Consider the following 17,796-nt stretch of genomic DNA (forward strand, 5'->3'; position numbering starts at 1 on the left):
GGCGGGACGGAAGGGTGGTGAATACTGATGAATGCTAATATTCAATAATTGCTAAAAAACTACCCTTAGGAAATGATCACCAACCCCTGCTAGTTAAAGGACTTTGAATGAACATCTTATATCTGTTGCATGATCGGCTGCAAATTGCCTTTATGCTCTTTATGATCATTATTGGTATTTGGGGCTGTTTTCTGTTTTTTACTGGGCGTTCGATCACTGGCGATTTTTGGGGCGCATTGGTAATTGGCGAAGGCTTGGTGATTGTTGAGGCAATTGTCGGAATTTTGCTGTATATCGGCGGTGCTCGCCCACAGCGTGATATCTTCCATATTTTGTATGCAGCAGTCGCGGTTATTTCGATTCCGGCAACCTTTGCCTTCACGCGAGGCCGTGATAATCGCTTTGAAGCGTTAATTTATGGCTTGTTGGGTTTCTTCTTGATGGGGATTTCGATTCGTACCCGTACTACCGCTTTGTTTGCAATGTAACCTTAGGCAAAGTAGCGGCTAGCGCTCCGTCGTTGCTGCTGCTTGTACATTTTTGTGTGCTTTTTTTTTTAAAGATGGCTAGTATGCTGCCCCTCGCTCACTTGGTGGGAGAGGGGTTGATTATTGGATCGTTAAGGTATAGATTCGATTAAGTGGAATCATGATTTCGCAAGCCATTATAGCAATAAACAACGTTGCTATAGCATCCTTAATTCCTTGCATATTTTTATCGTTAAAGCTACAATACGCCCTACTTATGGCCTTTTTTAGATTGAATTGCATCGGCCCACGAGGTAGCTTTATGAATCGCTTTGACGATTGTGGTGACGTTGTGCGTAAGAGCATCCTCCACCTCAATGATTGCGAGCAATGGATGTTGAATGCCTCACAAATTGATGAATATATCGCCGTAATTACACGTCTTTACCCCGAACTACCTGATAATCTTGAATTGTTATCCAAGTGGATTAGCAACTATCATTTCGAACATCGCTTAATTCAAGCCTTGGCTGATCAGTCACATCCAGACCATGGGCGTGCTTGGAATGACCTCATTCGTCAGATAGCCAACCAGCTCGCTCCGAAAGAAGTTTATGCGTATGGCGATCGTCAGACGATTATGAGCGATCTCATCCAAGAAACATGTTTGCTGATTTTCAAATCGATTAATCAATTTAAATACAAAAGTCGCTTACGGACGTGGGTCTACACAATTGTTAATAATCAATATTTGCAATATGTACGCAAGTTGAAAACCCGTAATCAACTTAAGCCTGATCAATCGATTGATGATGAAATTGGCTTGGAGCTGGCTGACCGAAACGAATCGCTGGAGAGTGTTGTGGATTTTAATCTGCTGCATCAACATTGTATTGCAATTTTGAGGCAAGCTCCTGACCCGCGATTAGCTGATATTTTTCAATATTATGCGGTAGAAGAGTTGACGCTTAAGCAAATAGCCGCAAAAGAGGGCTTAAGTATTGGGCGGGTGCACGAACTGTTTAAAAAAATTCAAACAATCCTCTATACTGATCCGATAATTATTTATTGGCGTAACGATGCAGCAACCTCTGACGATTCGGCAGAACCCAAGTAAAAATTTGCGATAACTGCATCATATTAATTAGGAATTAGGATCGAGCTGTTGTTAATGGCGCATTGTATGGACGGTGCCAAGCGATGTAGGCCGTATTTTTGAGGTCTTAGCAACATCTTGGATTGTAGTAGGATTAAAGGTATACGATTTATGGAGCATGTATCACATACAGCAGTTATGAATTGGCTTGCTCAGCTCAGTAATGCGACGGCTGGTTTGCTTTCTCCGCCAACACTTTATTGGCATATCGCAACCTGCAAGCAGTGTCGGGCGCATTTGACCCTGTTAACCATAACCTCGCCCGCATTATCCCCACCCAGTGAACCCGCTTTATGCCAGCTTGATTTTGAAGCAATTGCGGCGTTTATTGAGGCTGAGGCAGAGCTTGGAACCTATCAAGCATTGCAGCAGCATAGCGCCATTTGGTGGCATTTAAGTAGTTGTCGGGCTTGTGCGGAACTCTATGCCACAACAGTTGCCGATCTGAGTTTAGCCCCCAAAAACGCTGTGGACTTCAAACCAATTGGGCTGGAACTGCGGTTGCCAAGCTTTACGCCAATCCCCCGCTATCAAAAGCTATGGCCTGAATTAACGATCGCGGCGGGTCAGCTCACGGCCTTGATGCACTATCAACAAGCTCGTTTTCGGGCTGCTGAAGGGGATGAAGAACCTTCGGTGATTCATGAAGCCAGTGGCCCAGATTTGACGATCGAGGCAAGTTTGGTGTTGCAAGAAGGGATATGGCGAATCAGGCTCACCGTCGATCCGCCGATTACTGGCCGCGCCGTTGCTGCGATCGGCGATCAGCACTTTTATGCGACCTTTGAGCATGGAGTTGCCACGTTTGATGGGTTTAATGCAGCGCTCTTTGATGCTGATCCATCGGTATCAATGCGGGTATTTGCTGAACAATCGTTAGAATAGCTTGAGTTTTTTGATTGGTATGCTGAACGCGTAACTTTGAAACGGAGGGAGCATTGATTCCTGCAACTGCACCGAAGCCAATTCGTCGTTGGTTGTTGCTAGCGATGCATGCTCCTGAGCGAATGCTTGAGCGGCAGCAACGCTATCAGGTAGCTGACGACCATGAGTTTGCATGGCGACAATATTGTCTTGGTTTGGCCAACCTTCGGCTTCAGCGGCTTGCGGCGTTGCAGTTGGCCCTGAGCCAAGCCCGCCAAGCATTTGGGCTGAGCCATGATCCGCTTGGCCTTTTGTATTGTGAGGGTTTGGCTTTAGCTGGGGCTTGGCTCGCTGGAACAAATGTCGAGAATTTGCAGCGACTGGAAGGCTTGGCTCACCGCTTTCGTGCGCTTGGCTATCCACTTGAGGCAACTCGGACGGATCTGCTGCGGGTTTTGCATTATTATAGTCTTGGTCAGGTTGAGCGAGGGTTGAGCTTGATTCAGCCGCTTGAAGCCTCGATTGATCAGTTGGGCAGCAGATACGACCAAGCCTATTGGCTATGGATTAGTGGGATGACCTATAGTCATAACCATGATTTTAACCAAGCTGGTCGTCTGCTTGATCAGGCATTTGTGCTTTTTAGCAGCTTGCACATGCAACCAGAGTGTGCCCGTTGCTTGTTTGATCGTTCATGGTTGTGGCAGCGCCAAGAGCGCTATGCTGCGGCCTTTAACGACCTCGCGGCGGCTCAGACACTTGCCGATGATCTGAATTTGGTTTATTTGATTGCCGCATGTGCCAAAAATACAGGCTTGGCGTTAAGTCGTTTGGGGCGTTATGCTGCCGCGTTGGATTGGACACTAGATGCCCGTCGGCGCTATGGGCAGCTGGCGCGGCACGATTTTATCAATGGTTGCGAGCTGAATCTCGCCAATATTCTCTATTATGCTGGCTTGTATGAGCTTGCGCTTAAAATGTTCGAACGGCTTGAGGGGAATTATCGTCGGCTAAATTTGCTGCGGATGGCAGCTGGGAGTGTCCGCAATCAGGCACTTGTATTGCGTGCTCAACATCAAGCACAGGCTGCCTATGATCTATTGCGTTCGATTGAAGCGCCGATTTTGCAGGGTACTAATCAATTAGAACAAGCCGAATATTGGCAAGCGCTGGCTTTTGCACTTGCTGAGCAGGGTGATATTGAGCAAGCAACCACCATCTTCGGCCACGCCGAAAGCCTTTTTAAGCAACTTGATAATCAACCTGCTGCTGCAAAATGCCGTTTAGAGTTAGCTTGGCTGGCGCTTAAACAACATCAATCAACAGATGATTCTGATAATGCCCAGATACACACAATTAAACACCAGCTTCAGCAAACTTTGGGCTATTTGGATGATCGCCCATTCTATCGCTGGCGCATTTTGTATGGGCTAGGTTTGTGCGAGGCGGCCTTTGGTAAAACCGCAGCAGCCCTTGATTACTATACCCAAGTTAGTCTTATTATCACCAATTTGCGCCTCGAATTTTTCGATGAACATGCCTCAAGTGCGATCTTTGTGCAGGCCCACGATCTTTTTACGGCGGCGCTTGATTTGACTCTCCAAGCGAATAATCCGCTGGCCTTATTGCAATTGAGCGAACAACAACGCGCCTTGGTATTACGCCAACATCTGGATTCAGGGCGCTCCAATCGTCGGATTCCGCGGGCGTTGCAGGCACAGTTGTGGCGTGGTTTGCGCACGGATAGTCTGGGTTTCTTGGATGATCTGCCGCCTGTTGGCAAACTTGAGATTCCAGAGATTCAATTTGACATCACTGAAGCCTTTGATCAGCTTGATATTGCCCAGCTTCGGCAGCATTTAACGGCGGTATATCAGGCGCGTTGGGTGGTGTTGGCCTATATTTGTCATGGCTCACGGTTAATTCGCTTAACCCTCACCCCAACCATGCTGCAAGCTGATGTGATTGTGCTTGATGCTGGCTTGAAACGCTTGATCGAACGAGCAAGTTTGGCACGATATCGCTGGTTTACCTATAGTGGTCAGCAAGCAAGCGATCAGCCGATTTGGCCTGAGCTTGAGTCGCTTGCGTCTCACTTATTGCCCCCAATTGTTTCACAACCCCTTGATTACTTGCTGATTGTGCCCGCTGAGCCGTTACATGGAATTGCATGGGGCACGTTACGACTTAACCAAAAATGGTTGGCTCAGCATACAGCGATTAATATTCTGCCTAATCTTAGCCACATTCAACCAACCGCCATGGTGGTCAAACCATATAGTCAGGGGGTTATGATTGGGTGTAGCGAGTTTCGTGATGATTTGCCAGCGTTGCCAAATGTTGAACCTGAAATAGCCCAACTTGAAGCAATTTATGCTGATCAGCCTACTCTGACCCTCCAGAATGCGGCTGTAACCAAAGCCCGAATCTTCGAGCTATCCAACGCCGGGAGCTTGCTAGGCTGTCGATTTTTGCATATTGCCAGTCATGCCCAGCTACGCTCTGGCGCAGGCCAAGCTGCCTATATTCAATTGTGGGATGAGCGTTTAAGCTTCGATCAGATTATTGATCTGCAACTCCAAGGAACATGGGTTATTTTATCGGTCTGTGATGGCTCGGCGAGCGATGTTTTGGCGGGCGAAGAGGTGTTGAGCTTGAGTCGGGCTTTTTTGGCAGCAGGAGCTACGGCGGTAATTGCCAACCTTTGGAAGCAAGCAGATGATGCTTCGCCTCGCTTGATGGCCCGCTTGCATAGCTTGCTCCATGCTGGTAGCGACCCAGTACGAGCACTATGTTTGCTCCAAAATGATTGGCTTATGCACTATGATAACGCTTCTCCCTTAGTTTGGGGCGGGCTTCAAGTTATTAGTAGTTTGGCCTAGTGTTCTTCGATTTGGCATGCCCTCACCACCTAGCCCCTGCTTCTGCCCGGATGGCGATCGGAATCACCGTATCATGAAGGGTGGAGCACCCCTCTCCCGCCTCAGTGGGAGAGGGGCTGGGGATGAGGGAACGGAACTAGTTGGCAATCCAATGAACCATTACACCTAATTGCTAATTCGAAACCCGATTACGCATCTTCAGGGCATCGAATAGCTCAATATTGCGATCAAGGTTGGTTTCAAGCTCGACATGCAATGTGTTGAGCATCAAATCCATCAAGGCTTGGCGTTCGGCTGAGGTGGTATAACGCGCCTGTCCATTCAAAAAGGCGGGCGTGCCAACTTCCAACGACCAATATTGGTTGGGGTAGGCCGTGCGCATGTTGTACGGCTCATCGTGGAACGACAAACGAATGCTATACACCGAGAGCTTTTGTGTTTGATTGTACACCACTTCGATGATATCGCGCTGTGGGTGACCATAGCCACGGCCAGGGCGTTGTTCATTATTATAATGACCATTACGTAAATCAAACGATAAGCCCGATGGCCCGACCCACCAAATCATGGCACAATCGAGGTAATAGGGAATAGTACTGGTATTTTTGAACTGAATCACCTGATACCAGAAACCCGAATTTTCCTCGTGCAGTTTGGTCGTTGCCTGCATCGGCGCATTACTGCTAAAGCCTGGCCCCATCGGCAAGCCACTGATTGGGTGGGTACTCGTGCGAATTGCGTTCAACACTGGATTATTTGGATCATACAAAATACTCGGATCAACGATCGAGCTAAATGTCCAGCCAAGATTATTTTCATGCACTGGCTGATCGTGGCAACGGTCGCGTTCGGCTTTTTCGGCTGGCACATAGGTACGAGCATCAGTTGGCCAGCGGGTTTGCATAAATCCAGCGGGGGCAATCGCATTGACGGGGCCAGCGGTTTCAGCCCATGGATTGCTGCTATTTTTGTGGAAGGTAGCGGTTTCGGTCTCCGGCCCTAGCAGCATCAAGCGTGGCAACAACTGACAAATCGCATTTTTGGGGAAATTTTGATTGACTAAGCGTTGCACATGGCCCAAGGCTTGGGTTCCCAATTCGCCCAAAGTTAATGTGCCATTGCCAATTTTGCTTTGAATGGCGCTGATATTCACGCCGTATAAACTAGCTTTTTGGGCATCAGTCATGCCGCCATCAACTGGCATGTTGTTATGGCCGCCACTGCCGTCGCTCGGCAAATAATCGAGAAAATCACGATCGATATAGAGTTGGCGGTAGGTTGGGCAAAGCTCGGCAATCGTGGTAGCAGCAGTAATGCCATTGGGCGCGATGGTTGGCGTTGCACTGGGAATTGGGCTAGGCGTGAGCGTGCCAACCACGGGCGTGGTGGTGTTGGTTGGGCGCGGAGTAGCGGTCGGCGTAGTTGGGTTGCTAGCGCTACAGCCGATACGTTGAGTTGCCAGGGCCACATCATCAAACCAAATATTATGGGTAATATCATCGCCGCCGTAGCTTTCCCAACCCAACCGAATATCAACTAAGCGTGGTTGCCAATTGGCACGAGTACGCCAAGCTTGGTCAATATCAGGCGTATCGACCCCATCAACCCGCATGCCTTCAACTTCGCTGCCGTTGACCCAGGCCTGCAAATAGCCATTGGCACTATCGATCTTGAATTCGACGCATGTCCACTGACGAGGTGGAATCGTGACCGATTTGGCGATGCCTGCGCTGCTCATCGATGGGGCGGTTGCATCATCCGATTCGCGATTCCAATCGAGCACCCCTTGCTGGCCGCCCAAGCGCAAATCATTATCAGCGTCGTTGCGATCTTTGAGCGCCATTAATGTGATGTGATGGTCGGGCAAAGCTAAATCTTGGCGCACATAAAAGCGGCCATACAACAGATTGCCAATGCTTTCGATCGCCGTGGTATTGCCGAAAAAGGCATGATCACAGAAATTACTATGCCCATGAACCATGATCGATTTGCTGCCGCTATTGGCATAGGTGTTATCGACCATCACTGAGCCATGGCCAGTACAATCAGGATAGAGCGCTTGCCAAAATCCACTGGGATCAATGCCGGTTTGGTTTTCAAAATCGTCGCAGATAATTGCGCCAATACAGCCATTGTTGTTGGGCGTTGCGGTTGGGGTAGTTGGAGCAATCGTTGGGGTATTCGATGGACGCGGAGTGCCAGTTGGGGGCATTGGGGTGTTAGTTGGGGGCCGCGCCGTCGCCGTGTTGGTTGGGTTACTGGTTGGCGGTGTGATCGTTACGTTAGTTTCGCCACAAACCACCCCATTCAGGGTAAAACTCGTGGGAATACTATTCGTGCCACTGAATGTTGCTTGAAAGCCAACATTAACGCTGCCACCGCTGGTGATCGAGCCATTCCAAGCGGCATTTTGCACACTGACGGCGGCGTTAGTTTGGGTCAAAACGCCATTCCACAGATTAACAATCCGCTGATTGCCAGCAAACGTCCAGCTTAACTGCCAAGTTGTGGTTGCTGCCAAATTATTGGTAACGGTCACATCGCCAATAAACCCATCGGCCCATTGATTGATCACCTTATAGCTGACCACGCAACTGGCCGCTGCCGCGCTGGGCGTAGCCGTGCGATGTGCAACGCTAAGGCTGATCAAGGCGATCAACAATACCAACAATGTTCCACGAGCATACATTCGTCGTAGCATAAGCTTGCGCCTCCTTGCGATATGCGATGAGTTGCAACAGTGCTAACCCAACAGCTTCGGCTTGCATTCTTGGAATCGGTCTCAAATTCAAAGAAACAAGCCCTAGTGGAATTATTTGGAAGGGGCAGCAGCGATGGTTACGGAATCGCTCCCAAGATAATTGTAAATATTCATTAACGAATGTAGTGGTTTTGGTACTATTTGTCAATAGTTTTTAATAAAAGATTTTTAACTAAAGCCAAGCCAATGTGATCCACGAAGAGCACGAAGGATACGAAGCCAGAACTAGGAACCCAATAACCAAGTTCTTCAAATGGACATTTAAAGTCCCAGAATTCCTAAGCAAACGCCACTTTTCATCCATTTGGTTGGGCTATGCTGAGATTATTGGCGAAATCTAGCTGGTTTGTGGAGGATGTATGCAGGCCTGGCTTAACCGAATTGGCTTTGGATGGTTGCTGTTGGTGGCATTAGGTGGCTGTGGTAATGCGCTTGCGCTGACACCAACGCCGATCACAGCAGCTGATATTCAACCAAATGCTCAAGCAACAACCCAGCCCACGCTTGATCTTGTACCAACTATAACGTTGACCCCTGAGTTAGAAGTCACGGAATCGACCCCCGAAATTCGGCCAGTGCATGAGTATTATGGTGCGGCTGAAGCATGTAATGTTAATTATGATCGACTCAAGCTTGAGCCAGCTGCCGAGCAGGCTGTCCAAGCGGCCTTTGATCAAACCCAACTCAGAGGTAGCGCCGAGGTTTATGGCCGCGCCGACTGGCAAACCTGTTCAGACGAGATTGCTTGGATTATGTATAGTCTTGAGGTTGAGGTAGCTCCAGAAACTGATCAAGCGACACTTTACCAGTACGCCCAAATTCTTCATGGATTAATGCAAGATCTGCAAAATCAACCAGGACTTCAGTATCCCATGTTTGGTGCAAGTATTTATTGGCGCTTTGGGGAATATAGCTGCTCTTGGGATTATGAATATGCCACGACGATCAACCCTGATGGCAATGCTTGGTATTTAAAATATACATCATCGACCAAACAAACTGATGTTGGTGACTCAGTTTGTTTGGTAGCCGAAGTACCTGCTCCAAGTAATTATTGTTTTCCGTCGCGTTCCCCTCAACCTTTGAGCGAGACCAATCTAGCGCTCATCCAAGCCGCCATCGATCAAACCCAACTTACTGGTCAGGCCAGTGGCTATCAGCTACGCACAGGCACAAGTTGCAATTATCAATCAACCCGTTTAGGGTATCACTTCTATATTGAAGCTCCGACTAACGCAACCTCTGAATTGCTTGAAGATCGTGCCCATCAACTTCAGACAATCGTGACTGATTTGCGCCAACATCCTAGTTTGGATTATCCGCCGCATATGCTGATTATTACCTGGCGTTTTATGAATAGTGGCTGCTCATGGGGTTACGAGTATGCCGAAGATGCTCAGGGCCATGTTTGGTATCCTCGTTCATCGCCCTATTTTGGCTCCGAGCAATGGGGGCCACGCTGCCGGCATCAAGAAATTGTTGAATCAACGATTCCTCGACCTATTGATACACCATTATATGATTGTAGTGGTGCGTTTAACTTTGGCACCTATCCCGTCTCCCGCCAAGCTGAAGTCCACGTTACCCAAGCCTTGCAGCAAGTTGGCATTGATGCAATGGTTGAACTGAGCGGGAATGGCGAAGGGACAAACTGTATGTATGGCATTATGAATATCGGCTATTCGATCACACTTGATCGACCGACCAATGCTGATCAAGCCGAGCTTGAACAACAAGTGGCGACCATCCAAAGCATTCTTGATCAACAACAATTTGATATTTCGGTCAGTAGTTTGCGCATTACTTGGCGCATGGGCGAGCTTGAATGCGCTTGGTCGTATACCTATGCTTGGAAAGATGGCGATTTTGGTTGGGAGTTTGAGAACGTTTGGCCCGATCCTTGTCCCCAATAATAAATCTTCAGAGCCGAGGTGTTTATGGGCAAAACATCTCGGCTGTCTAATCCAGCGCTCTGGCGCAAATTCCCCGATAGCCACAAGCCGATCACCATCGTTAGGCTGTATCTTTGGGTTATACGATTTCAAACCGCAAAATTCTTGGGTTCTATGCTCTATGTGTAATGGTTCATGAGATTGGCAACCGTTCTTGTTCCCTCACCCCCTGACCCCCTCTCCCGCACGCGAGGCGAGGGGGAATCGCTCCAAGTGTGCTCCCCTCGCTCGCGCCGCCGTGGGAGATGGGCTAGGGGTGAGGGAACGTGACAATTGGTTGTTAATGCAATGAACCATTACATCTATGTTCTATGTTCTATATTCTCATCCCCACCCCTCAGCCCGATCAAAACTGCGGTATAGTGGTGAGGCGGTTGCTACAATGCGCAGCAACCTAGTTAAGGAATCACTATGCGTCGTGTTGTCATTACCGGAATGGGGATCGTTTCGCCGTTGGGTTGCGGAGTAGATGTCGTTTGGCAACGCCTATTAGCTGGACAATCGGGAATTGGCCCTTTGCCTGAGCAGATTAGCGCCGGCTTGGCCAGTACAATTGGCGGCATGGTGCCAAGTTTGGCTGATGATCCACAGGCTGGTTTCGAGCCAAGTGCCGTTGCCAATAGCAAAGAGCTGCGTAAAATGGATCGCTTTATTGTGCTTGGTTTGGCTGCTGCCGCCGAGGCACTCAAGCAAGCTCAGTGGCAACCACAAACTGAAGAAGCCCAAGAGCGAACTGCGACCTTGATTGCGTCGTGCGTTGGTGGCTTTTCGACCATCACCCAAGCAGTGCGCACTTTAGATAGCAAAGGCCCGCAACGGCTCTCACCCTTTACCGTGCCTGCCTTTCTGATCAACCTTGCAGCGGGTCATATTTCAATTCGCCATGGCTTTCGTGGGCCAATCGCCGCCCCCGTGACTGCTTGTGCTGCTAGTTTGCAGGCAATCGGCGATGGTGCCCGCTTAATTCATAGTGGCGAGGCCGATGTAGCGGTCTGTGGTGGCACTGAAGCTGCACTTGATCCGGTTAGCTTGGGTGGCTTTGCCGCTGCGCGAGCATTAGCAACCGAATTTAACGATCGCCCAAGCTTGGCATCGCGCCCGTTCGACCAAGCCCGCGATGGCTTTGTGATGAGCGAAGGTGCTGGCGTTTTGGTGTTAGAAGATTTGGAACATGCCTTAGCCCGTGGAGCAACGCCATTAGTCGAGGTCGTTGGTTATGGCACAACCGCCGATGCCTACCACATTACATCTGGCCCCGAAGATGGCTCTGGCGCGGCGCGGGCAATGCGTTTAGCCTTGCGCCAGGCCCAAATCTCTGCTCGCGATGTTCAACATTTGAATGCTCATGCTACCTCAACCCAAGTGGGCGATCGTGGCGAACTGGCGGCGATTAAGCAGGTATTTGGTGAAAACTCTGGTTTAGCCGTGAGCGCCACCAAATCGTCAACTGGCCACTTGTTGGGGGCTGCAGGCGCGGTTGAAGCAATTTTTACGGCCTTGGCAATTCGCGACCAAATTGCGCCAGCCACATTAAACCTAGACGATCCTGATCCGGCGAGTGAGGGCATCGACTTAGTAGCGAAGCAGCCTCGCCCAATGCCAATTGAATATGCCTTATCGAACGGGTTTGGCTTTGGTGGAGTCAATGCCAGTGTCATTCTTAAACGTTGGCAAGGCTAAGTTTAATTGTGAAGGATGAGGGATGCAGAGGAGAAGGGTTTATAAAAGGATGAAGGATAAAGGATGAAGGATGAGTCTATATCTTTGGCATAATCAAATAAACCCCGATCCTTGTCTGGATGGTGCTTGTCAAGCGCAGATTAGTGCCTATTTTAAGAATTTAGATTTGTGTAATCGTATGGTATTGCCAGCATATGCTTTAGAATTTAGCCCAACTAATTTTTTGGAACAGCTATTTGAACTGCTTTTAACTGTTGGTAATCGAGAATTTTATTTTGAGCAATTTGAAATTTGTGAATATGGTGAGCTTCCTTCTGCATGTCCACATGAATTACTGGTCTTTCAACTAGTCGTTAGGGCCACCGAATTTCCCCGTGGTGAATGGATACATATTTTTTGCAATGATCGTTTTCAAATCCTTGGTATTCGGTTCGAGCTAGATTAATAATCCAACGTTATGATGGGTCGAGGTGCAGAATCAGCCGTTACGTTTTGATCCACGAAGGACATGAAGGGCACGAAGAAGAGCGAGGGGTCAGGATTCAGGAGTCAGGGGCCAGATTTGCATTACGCAACCCAATCATAATGCCTGCTCCCTAATCCCTGGCCCCTGACCCCTAGCCCCTACTTAATTTCCTGCAACCAAGTATCCATTTGTTGATTTTCGGCAGTTTGGGCCGTGATGACTGCCTCGGCAAAGGTTTTGAGTTCGGCCCGTTGGGTGCTTGCTTTGATGCTTTGGGCCATGGCGATTGCACCATCGTGATGGCTGATCATGGCGGTTAAGAAGCGTCGATCATAGCTTTCGCTGCCTGCTGGCACATCCATCGAACCCATATGCAGCGCACTTAAATCGCTGGCTGGCGCATCGCCAAACCATGCTTTGCGCCAAGCCTGCAATTGCACAATTTCTGGCTCTTGGGCTGCGATAATTTGCTTGGCTAACTCCTGCACTTGTGGATCGCTGGCTTGGCTTTGAGCATCCTTGGCCATAGCGATTGCCCCGCGATGATGCTCAATCATGCCATCAAGAAATTGCAGATCGCTCATGCTCATACTGCCATGATCGGTTGTTGGAGCTTCGGTAGCGTGATCTCCGCCATGATCATTGGTGCTTGAGTTGGTTTGGCTGGTTGCACCGCAGCCACTTAAAACTACGATTAAACCGAGAAACATCATAAATCGCCGCATATTGTGGTTCCTTTCAACTAAATGTCAACTAGCTTTAGCCTAGCCAAATTTCTAAATACAGGCCAATTTTGCTCAATTTGAACCAAACTTGCGGCGTTGGGCTGTGGCATTTGCTACAGATTGTGGCATTTGCTACGGTTTTAGCAATCAAATTATCGGAATTCTATAAAAAAATTGTTTGCTGAACAGAACAAACTTACAATAGAAGCAACAACCTTTAAACGACGAGGCTGATCATGCTTCAATCGATTAAACAGCGCTATTGGCTGTGGTTTGTGCTTAGCAGCGAGTTGATCATCACGGCGCTGCATTATCTGACCAGTGCTCATCTATTGCCCTACCACTCGATTTATCGCAGTTTGTATTATGTGCCTGTTGGTGTGGCGGCGGTGATCTGGGGTCGTTGGGCGGGCATTGGCTTGGCGCTGTTCACGGCGCTTGTCTATTTGCCGCATGCCCATTGGCTCGATGCGCATGCGGCCAACAGCTTGCTTGATAATGGCCTCGAAATGGCGACGTTGGTGCTGGTTGCCGCTTTGGTTGGCACATTGGCCGAGCGTGAACAACAGGCCCATAGTCGGGCCGAAGCCTTGCATGTGTATATTAACGATGTATTGACAAGTTTGCCTGTCGGCGTAGCAACCATCGAGCAGCAACAATTGAAATTGCAAAATCCAACTGCCCAAACCTTATTACAGCCAAGGCCAGCTCTCGTGCAACTGCCCCAAACCAATGGCTACAGCGAAATCCAAATCAATCAAATTGCCTTGGCAGTACGTCGCTCTGATTTGCATAATCTGCAAGGCCAGCCGATTGGCGCAGTTTTGGTGTTTGAAGATATTCGCGAACAACAAGCGATCGCCGAGCGGATTCGTCAGGCTGAACGGATGGCGGCTTTGGGGCAGTTGGCTGGTGGTTTGGCGCACGAGGCGCGTAATCCTTTGGGCGTAGTGCGAGCCACCAGCCAACTGCTGGGCACTAAATTGACCCAACAACCAAATTTGGCAAGCTATACCAGCGTCATTAATAGCGAGGTTGATCGCTTGGATCGGCTGATTAGTTCGTTGTTGGATTATGCCCATCCCCAAGCGTTACAGCGCCAGCCTTTGGCAATTAACCAATTATTAGTTGAATTTGTGGCTACCTGTCAGCCTTTGGCGGCTGAATATGGGGTTGATCTTCATCTAACCATCACCGATGATCAATTATGGGTTGAAGCTGATCACGATGCGATCTGGCAAATTCTATTAAATCTGTTGTTGAACGCATTGCAAGCGAGCCAAGCTGGCCAAATTATTCAGGTTCAGAGTTTGGCTGTGGCCCAACAGCTTGAAATTCGTATCCAAGATCAGGGCAAAGGCATTGATCCAGCGATTCGTGAGCGAATTTTCGATCCATTTTTTACAACCCGCGACGATGGCACGGGTATGGGTTTGGCCTTGGTGGCACGCAGCGTAGCTGAACATAGCGGCTCAATTCGGCTTGAGCCTGCGCCTGATCGCGGCACCTTAGCCCGTTTGCGCTTGCCACTTGTGAACCAAGGAGCTGAGCAATGACCAAACGCCTCTTAGTTATCGACGATGAAGCCAATTTACGCTGGGTGCTTAGCGAGGCCTTGAGCGACCAAGGCTACGACGTAGTGGTGGCCGCGAATGCCAACGATGGCTTGGCTGCGATGAGCCGCCAACCTGCCGATGTGGTCATTCTCGATCTCAAGTTGAAGGGCATGGATGGCTTGGCAACCTTGGCCCGCTTGCGCGAACGCTGGCCTGAAGTCGTTGTCTTGATCTTGACGGCGTATGGCACAGTGGCCAGCGCGGTTGAGGCTATGCAACTGGGCGCTGCTGATTATTTGCGCAAGCCCTTTGATTTGGAAGAAATTGGTTTCAAATTGCAACGAGCCTTGGAACGAGCTGCGCTACAACAAGAACTACGGCGTTTACGCCAACAACAGCAACAGCGCATGGTCAACGATTTGATCGGCAGTCATCCAGCATGGGTGGCTTGTCGTCAACAGCTTGAACGCATGATCGATCGCTTGCCCGTGTTGGTTTTGGTGGGAGATGCGGGCGTGGGCAAGGCCCAATTGGCGCGGTATGCCCATGCTATCAGCCAGCGCCAGCAGGCACCGCTGATTGAGCTTGATGCTGGCTTATTGAACGAATCGATGCTTGAGGCGGCGCTGGACGAGGCGGGCCAAGGCAGTATCATTATTCGCCGTGGTTTAGGGTGGTTGGATTGGTTACTCGCTCGAAAACTTGCGGCATGTGTACTCTTGACTAGCCTTGAAGCGCCGAATCAAACGGTTCCAACGCTGCATCTCCCCACGCTTAATCAGCGCCGTAGCGACATTGGCTTGTTAGCGGATTATTGGCTTGGACAGCAGATGCTTAGTCCTCAGGCGCTCCAAAAACTAGAGCAAAGTCAATGGAACGCCAATCTGCCCGAATTGCGCCATGTCCTTGAACGTGCAGCTGTCGCGGCTAATGGTCAGCTAATTCAGTCCGAGCATTTGCCACACGATTTGCCTAGTGCTACTGCCGAACCAATCACACTGCCCGCAAGCGGCTTGCAACTTGAGGTGGTCGAACGCAGTTTATTGCAACAGGCCTTGCAACAAGCCAATGGTAATAAAACCCGCGCCGCTGAATTATTGGGCTTATCGCGCCATCAATTACTCTATCGGCTAGAAAAACATGGCCTTAGCTAGCCATTGATCACTTCGCCACCATTGGGATGCAAAATTTGCCCAGCCATATATGATGCATCGTCGCTTGCTAGAAATACATAACAATTGGCGACTTCTTCAGGTTGGCCTGCCCGCTGCATCGGAACATCACTGCCAAACGGCGCAACTTTTTCGGCCTCGAAGGTTGCAGGAATCAGTGGAGTCCAAATTGGGCCAGGTGCTACGCCATTGACCCGAATCTTTTGGTCAATCAATGCTTGCGAGAGCGAACGAGTAAAGGCTACAATTGCCCCTTTGGTTGCCGAATAATCGAGCAATTGAGGGCTGCCACGATAGGCCGTCACCGAAGCAGTATTAATGATGCTACTGCCAGCCTTCAGGTGTGGCAAGGCAGCTTTGGTCAAATAGAACATGGCAAAGATATTGGTGCGAAAGGTGCGCTCCAATTGCTCAGCACTAATATCGGTGATCGATTTTTGCTGATGTTGCTCGGCGGCATTGTTGATCAAAATATCAAGTTGGCCGAATGTTGCAACGGTTTGTTCAACTAAGCCTTGGCAATATGCTTCATCGCCAATATCGCCAGCTGAGAGCCAGCAGCGCTGACCTTCGGCCTCAACCAGCCGTTTGGTTTCTTGGGCATCTTCATGTTCATTTAAATAATTGATTGCAACATCTGCGCCCTCTTTGGCATACACGATTGCTACTGCGCGACCGATGCCACTATCGCCGCCAGTGATCAGCGCAACTTTATCCTTGAGCTTGCCACTCCCACGATAGCTACGATCGTGGGCTTTGGGTTTGGGCTGCATTGCCGATTCGATTCCAGGCTGTTGATCCTGGGTTTGGGCTGGAAATTGCTGTTTTAGTTGATTATTTGACATAATAAATTTTCCTTTTATATACATTTACGATTGAGCAATGCAAGAACCATACCAATTGTTGTGTTGAACTGCGATCTTGTGGGTCAGCGCCTATCCCCTCCAAATACCCAACAGGGTGATGTGGATTTAGCAGCGTTTTTTACAAGAGTAGTGCAGCATCCAACACTAAGATCAAGGCTATTTGCGCTTGCTTGACGTAATACTATACTAAAGCATACCAATGTGCTACAATGGCATGTAGGCATACCAACTACGACCCACTTTTGCGAGTGCTGTCCATGAGGTGATCGAGACCCTCACCACAAGGATTAAAACAATCTATTTACATCCCCCACTTGCTCAATGACTGCCCATAGTTGCTAGGAAGCCATGTACCAACTGTGGTTATACAAAAGCTACCCATGTAGATAGGGCTAAGTGCATAGATTCAAGAACGAGTTTTCAGGTTATAATCGTGCTAGGTTTTATGGCTTTAAGCCGCACGAGAGCTGTATTTTGGAGGCTCTACACCAACGGACAAGGATGCATATGGCAACACAACAAAAGTACAAAAACATCCGACGGATTGAGAACGTCGAGGCCAATTCGTATGGTTGGTGGGTGCGGGTGAGGATCGACGGTGAACTGTTCAGCAAGTTCTTTAGTGACAATGCGTTCAATGGCTCTGGTAATGCGCTGCGTAATGCTTTAGAGTATCGCGATTCTATCAAGCGCGAACGAGGGCGACCCCACATTGAAACGGTTGACCCTGAGGTACACTACAAAGGCATTAGCCGGATTGATCGTGAGATCAAGCGGACGCATGGCTGGTATGTACGGGTGTTTTACAAAGGCCAACAACGAGTTAAATTCTTCAGTGATATGCTCTACGATGGTCGCGAAGGCGCTTTAGCTGCTGCCTTAGACTTCCGCGATGAGGCCGAGCGTGAATTAGGCAAGCCTCGAACCGATCGCCCAGTGGTCACGGTTAGTCGCCGTAACGCCACGGGCAAAATTGGTGTAACCAGAGTGCGCCGCAAGGATCGCAATCGCAAAGGCGAAGTCTATTTGCGCGATGTCTACGAAATAACTTGGTGTCCTCGCCCGAATGAAATCCATCGAACTTCGGTGTCGGTGCGCAAGTATGGCGAAGAAGAAGCTCGCAAACGAGCCTTTATGATTCGCGATAACAAAGAGCGCGAAATCTTTGGCAAGGTGGTTTCGCAAACCCCGACTGCCGAAGAGTTGGCAATACTTGATGCTGGCGATGAATCGGAGTAATTGCTTCTCA

13 protein-coding genes are annotated in these 17,796 nt (G+C 49.2%); 10 read left to right on the forward strand and 3 right to left on the reverse strand.

Going from position 1 to position 17,796, the window contains the following annotated elements:
- Positions 1-107: 107 nt before the first annotated feature.
- The 4 genes from DEF47_RS10625 to DEF47_RS10640 all read left to right on the forward strand — a co-directional run bounded on the left by DEF47_RS10625 (position 108) and on the right by DEF47_RS10640 (position 5,369).
- Positions 108-488 (forward strand): hypothetical protein, encoded by a 381-nt coding sequence (locus tag DEF47_RS10625; RefSeq protein WP_012189919.1) that lies wholly within the window; start codon positions 108-110, stop codon positions 486-488.
- A gap of 160 nt (positions 489-648) precedes the next feature.
- Positions 649-1,584 (forward strand): RNA polymerase sigma factor, encoded by a 936-nt coding sequence (locus DEF47_RS10630; RefSeq protein ID WP_287045127.1) that lies wholly within the window; start codon positions 649-651, stop codon positions 1,582-1,584.
- 150 nt (positions 1,585-1,734) lie between these two features.
- On the forward strand, positions 1,735-2,508 hold the full coding sequence (locus tag DEF47_RS10635; protein WP_012189917.1) for a hypothetical protein: 774 nt from the start codon (positions 1,735-1,737) through the stop codon (positions 2,506-2,508).
- Positions 2,509-2,561: 53 nt separating this feature from the next.
- Positions 2,562-5,369 (forward strand): CHAT domain-containing protein, encoded by a 2,808-nt coding sequence (locus DEF47_RS10640; protein ID WP_041304464.1) that lies wholly within the window; start codon positions 2,562-2,564, stop codon positions 5,367-5,369.
- A gap of 172 nt (positions 5,370-5,541) precedes the next feature.
- On the opposite strand, the gene DEF47_RS10645 is transcribed toward DEF47_RS10640, so the two are convergent.
- Entirely contained in the window at positions 5,542-8,070 is a 2,529-nt protein-coding gene (locus DEF47_RS10645) for a cellulose-binding domain-containing protein (RefSeq protein WP_012189915.1), read from the reverse strand.
- 419 nt (positions 8,071-8,489) lie between these two features.
- Between DEF47_RS10645 and DEF47_RS10650 the strand changes: the two genes are divergently transcribed.
- The 3 genes from DEF47_RS10650 (at position 8,490) to DEF47_RS10660 (ending at position 12,207) form a co-directional block, all read left to right on the forward strand.
- Complete coding sequence (locus DEF47_RS10650) at positions 8,490-10,043, forward strand: hypothetical protein (RefSeq protein WP_012189914.1); 1,554 nt, start codon at positions 8,490-8,492, stop codon at positions 10,041-10,043.
- A gap of 450 nt (positions 10,044-10,493) precedes the next feature.
- Positions 10,494-11,762: a beta-ketoacyl-ACP synthase II gene (fabF, locus tag DEF47_RS10655; protein WP_012189913.1), complete on the forward strand. Its 1,269-nt coding sequence runs from the start codon at positions 10,494-10,496 to the stop codon at positions 11,760-11,762.
- 70 nt (positions 11,763-11,832) lie between these two features.
- The gene (locus tag DEF47_RS10660) at positions 11,833-12,207 is read left to right on the forward strand and encodes a hypothetical protein (protein ID WP_041304462.1); all 375 of its coding nucleotides are present in this window, start codon (positions 11,833-11,835) and stop codon (positions 12,205-12,207) included.
- 179 nt (positions 12,208-12,386) lie between these two features.
- On the opposite strand, the gene DEF47_RS10665 is transcribed toward DEF47_RS10660, so the two are convergent.
- Complete coding sequence (locus DEF47_RS10665; RefSeq protein ID WP_012189911.1) at positions 12,387-12,953, reverse strand: DUF305 domain-containing protein; 567 nt, start codon at positions 12,951-12,953, stop codon at positions 12,387-12,389.
- A gap of 236 nt (positions 12,954-13,189) precedes the next feature.
- On the opposite strand from DEF47_RS10665, the gene DEF47_RS10670 reads away from it, so the two are divergent.
- Positions 13,190-14,509, forward strand: coding sequence for a sensor histidine kinase (locus tag DEF47_RS10670; protein WP_012189910.1), 1,320 nt, complete (start codon positions 13,190-13,192; stop codon positions 14,507-14,509).
- Positions 14,506-15,663 (forward strand): sigma-54-dependent transcriptional regulator, encoded by a 1,158-nt coding sequence (locus tag DEF47_RS10675; RefSeq protein WP_012189909.1) that lies wholly within the window; start codon positions 14,506-14,508, stop codon positions 15,661-15,663. Before DEF47_RS10670 ends, DEF47_RS10675 begins: the two co-directional genes overlap by 4 nt.
- Here the strand turns inward: DEF47_RS10675 and DEF47_RS10680 are convergent.
- A complete protein-coding gene (locus DEF47_RS10680) occupies positions 15,660-16,526 on the reverse strand; it encodes an SDR family oxidoreductase (protein ID WP_012189908.1) in 867 nt (288 codons plus the stop codon). The genes DEF47_RS10675 and DEF47_RS10680 overlap by 4 nt on opposite strands.
- 528 nt (positions 16,527-17,054) lie before the next feature.
- Between DEF47_RS10680 and DEF47_RS10685 the strand changes: the two genes are divergently transcribed.
- Positions 17,055-17,786, forward strand: coding sequence for a hypothetical protein (locus tag DEF47_RS10685; protein WP_012189907.1), 732 nt, complete (start codon positions 17,055-17,057; stop codon positions 17,784-17,786).
- Positions 17,787-17,796 lie beyond the last annotated feature (10 nt).

This window comes from Herpetosiphon sp. (assembly GCF_003512625.1).
In the GTDB taxonomy this organism is placed as follows: Bacteria; Chloroflexota; Chloroflexia; order Chloroflexales; family Herpetosiphonaceae; genus Herpetosiphon; species Herpetosiphon aurantiacus.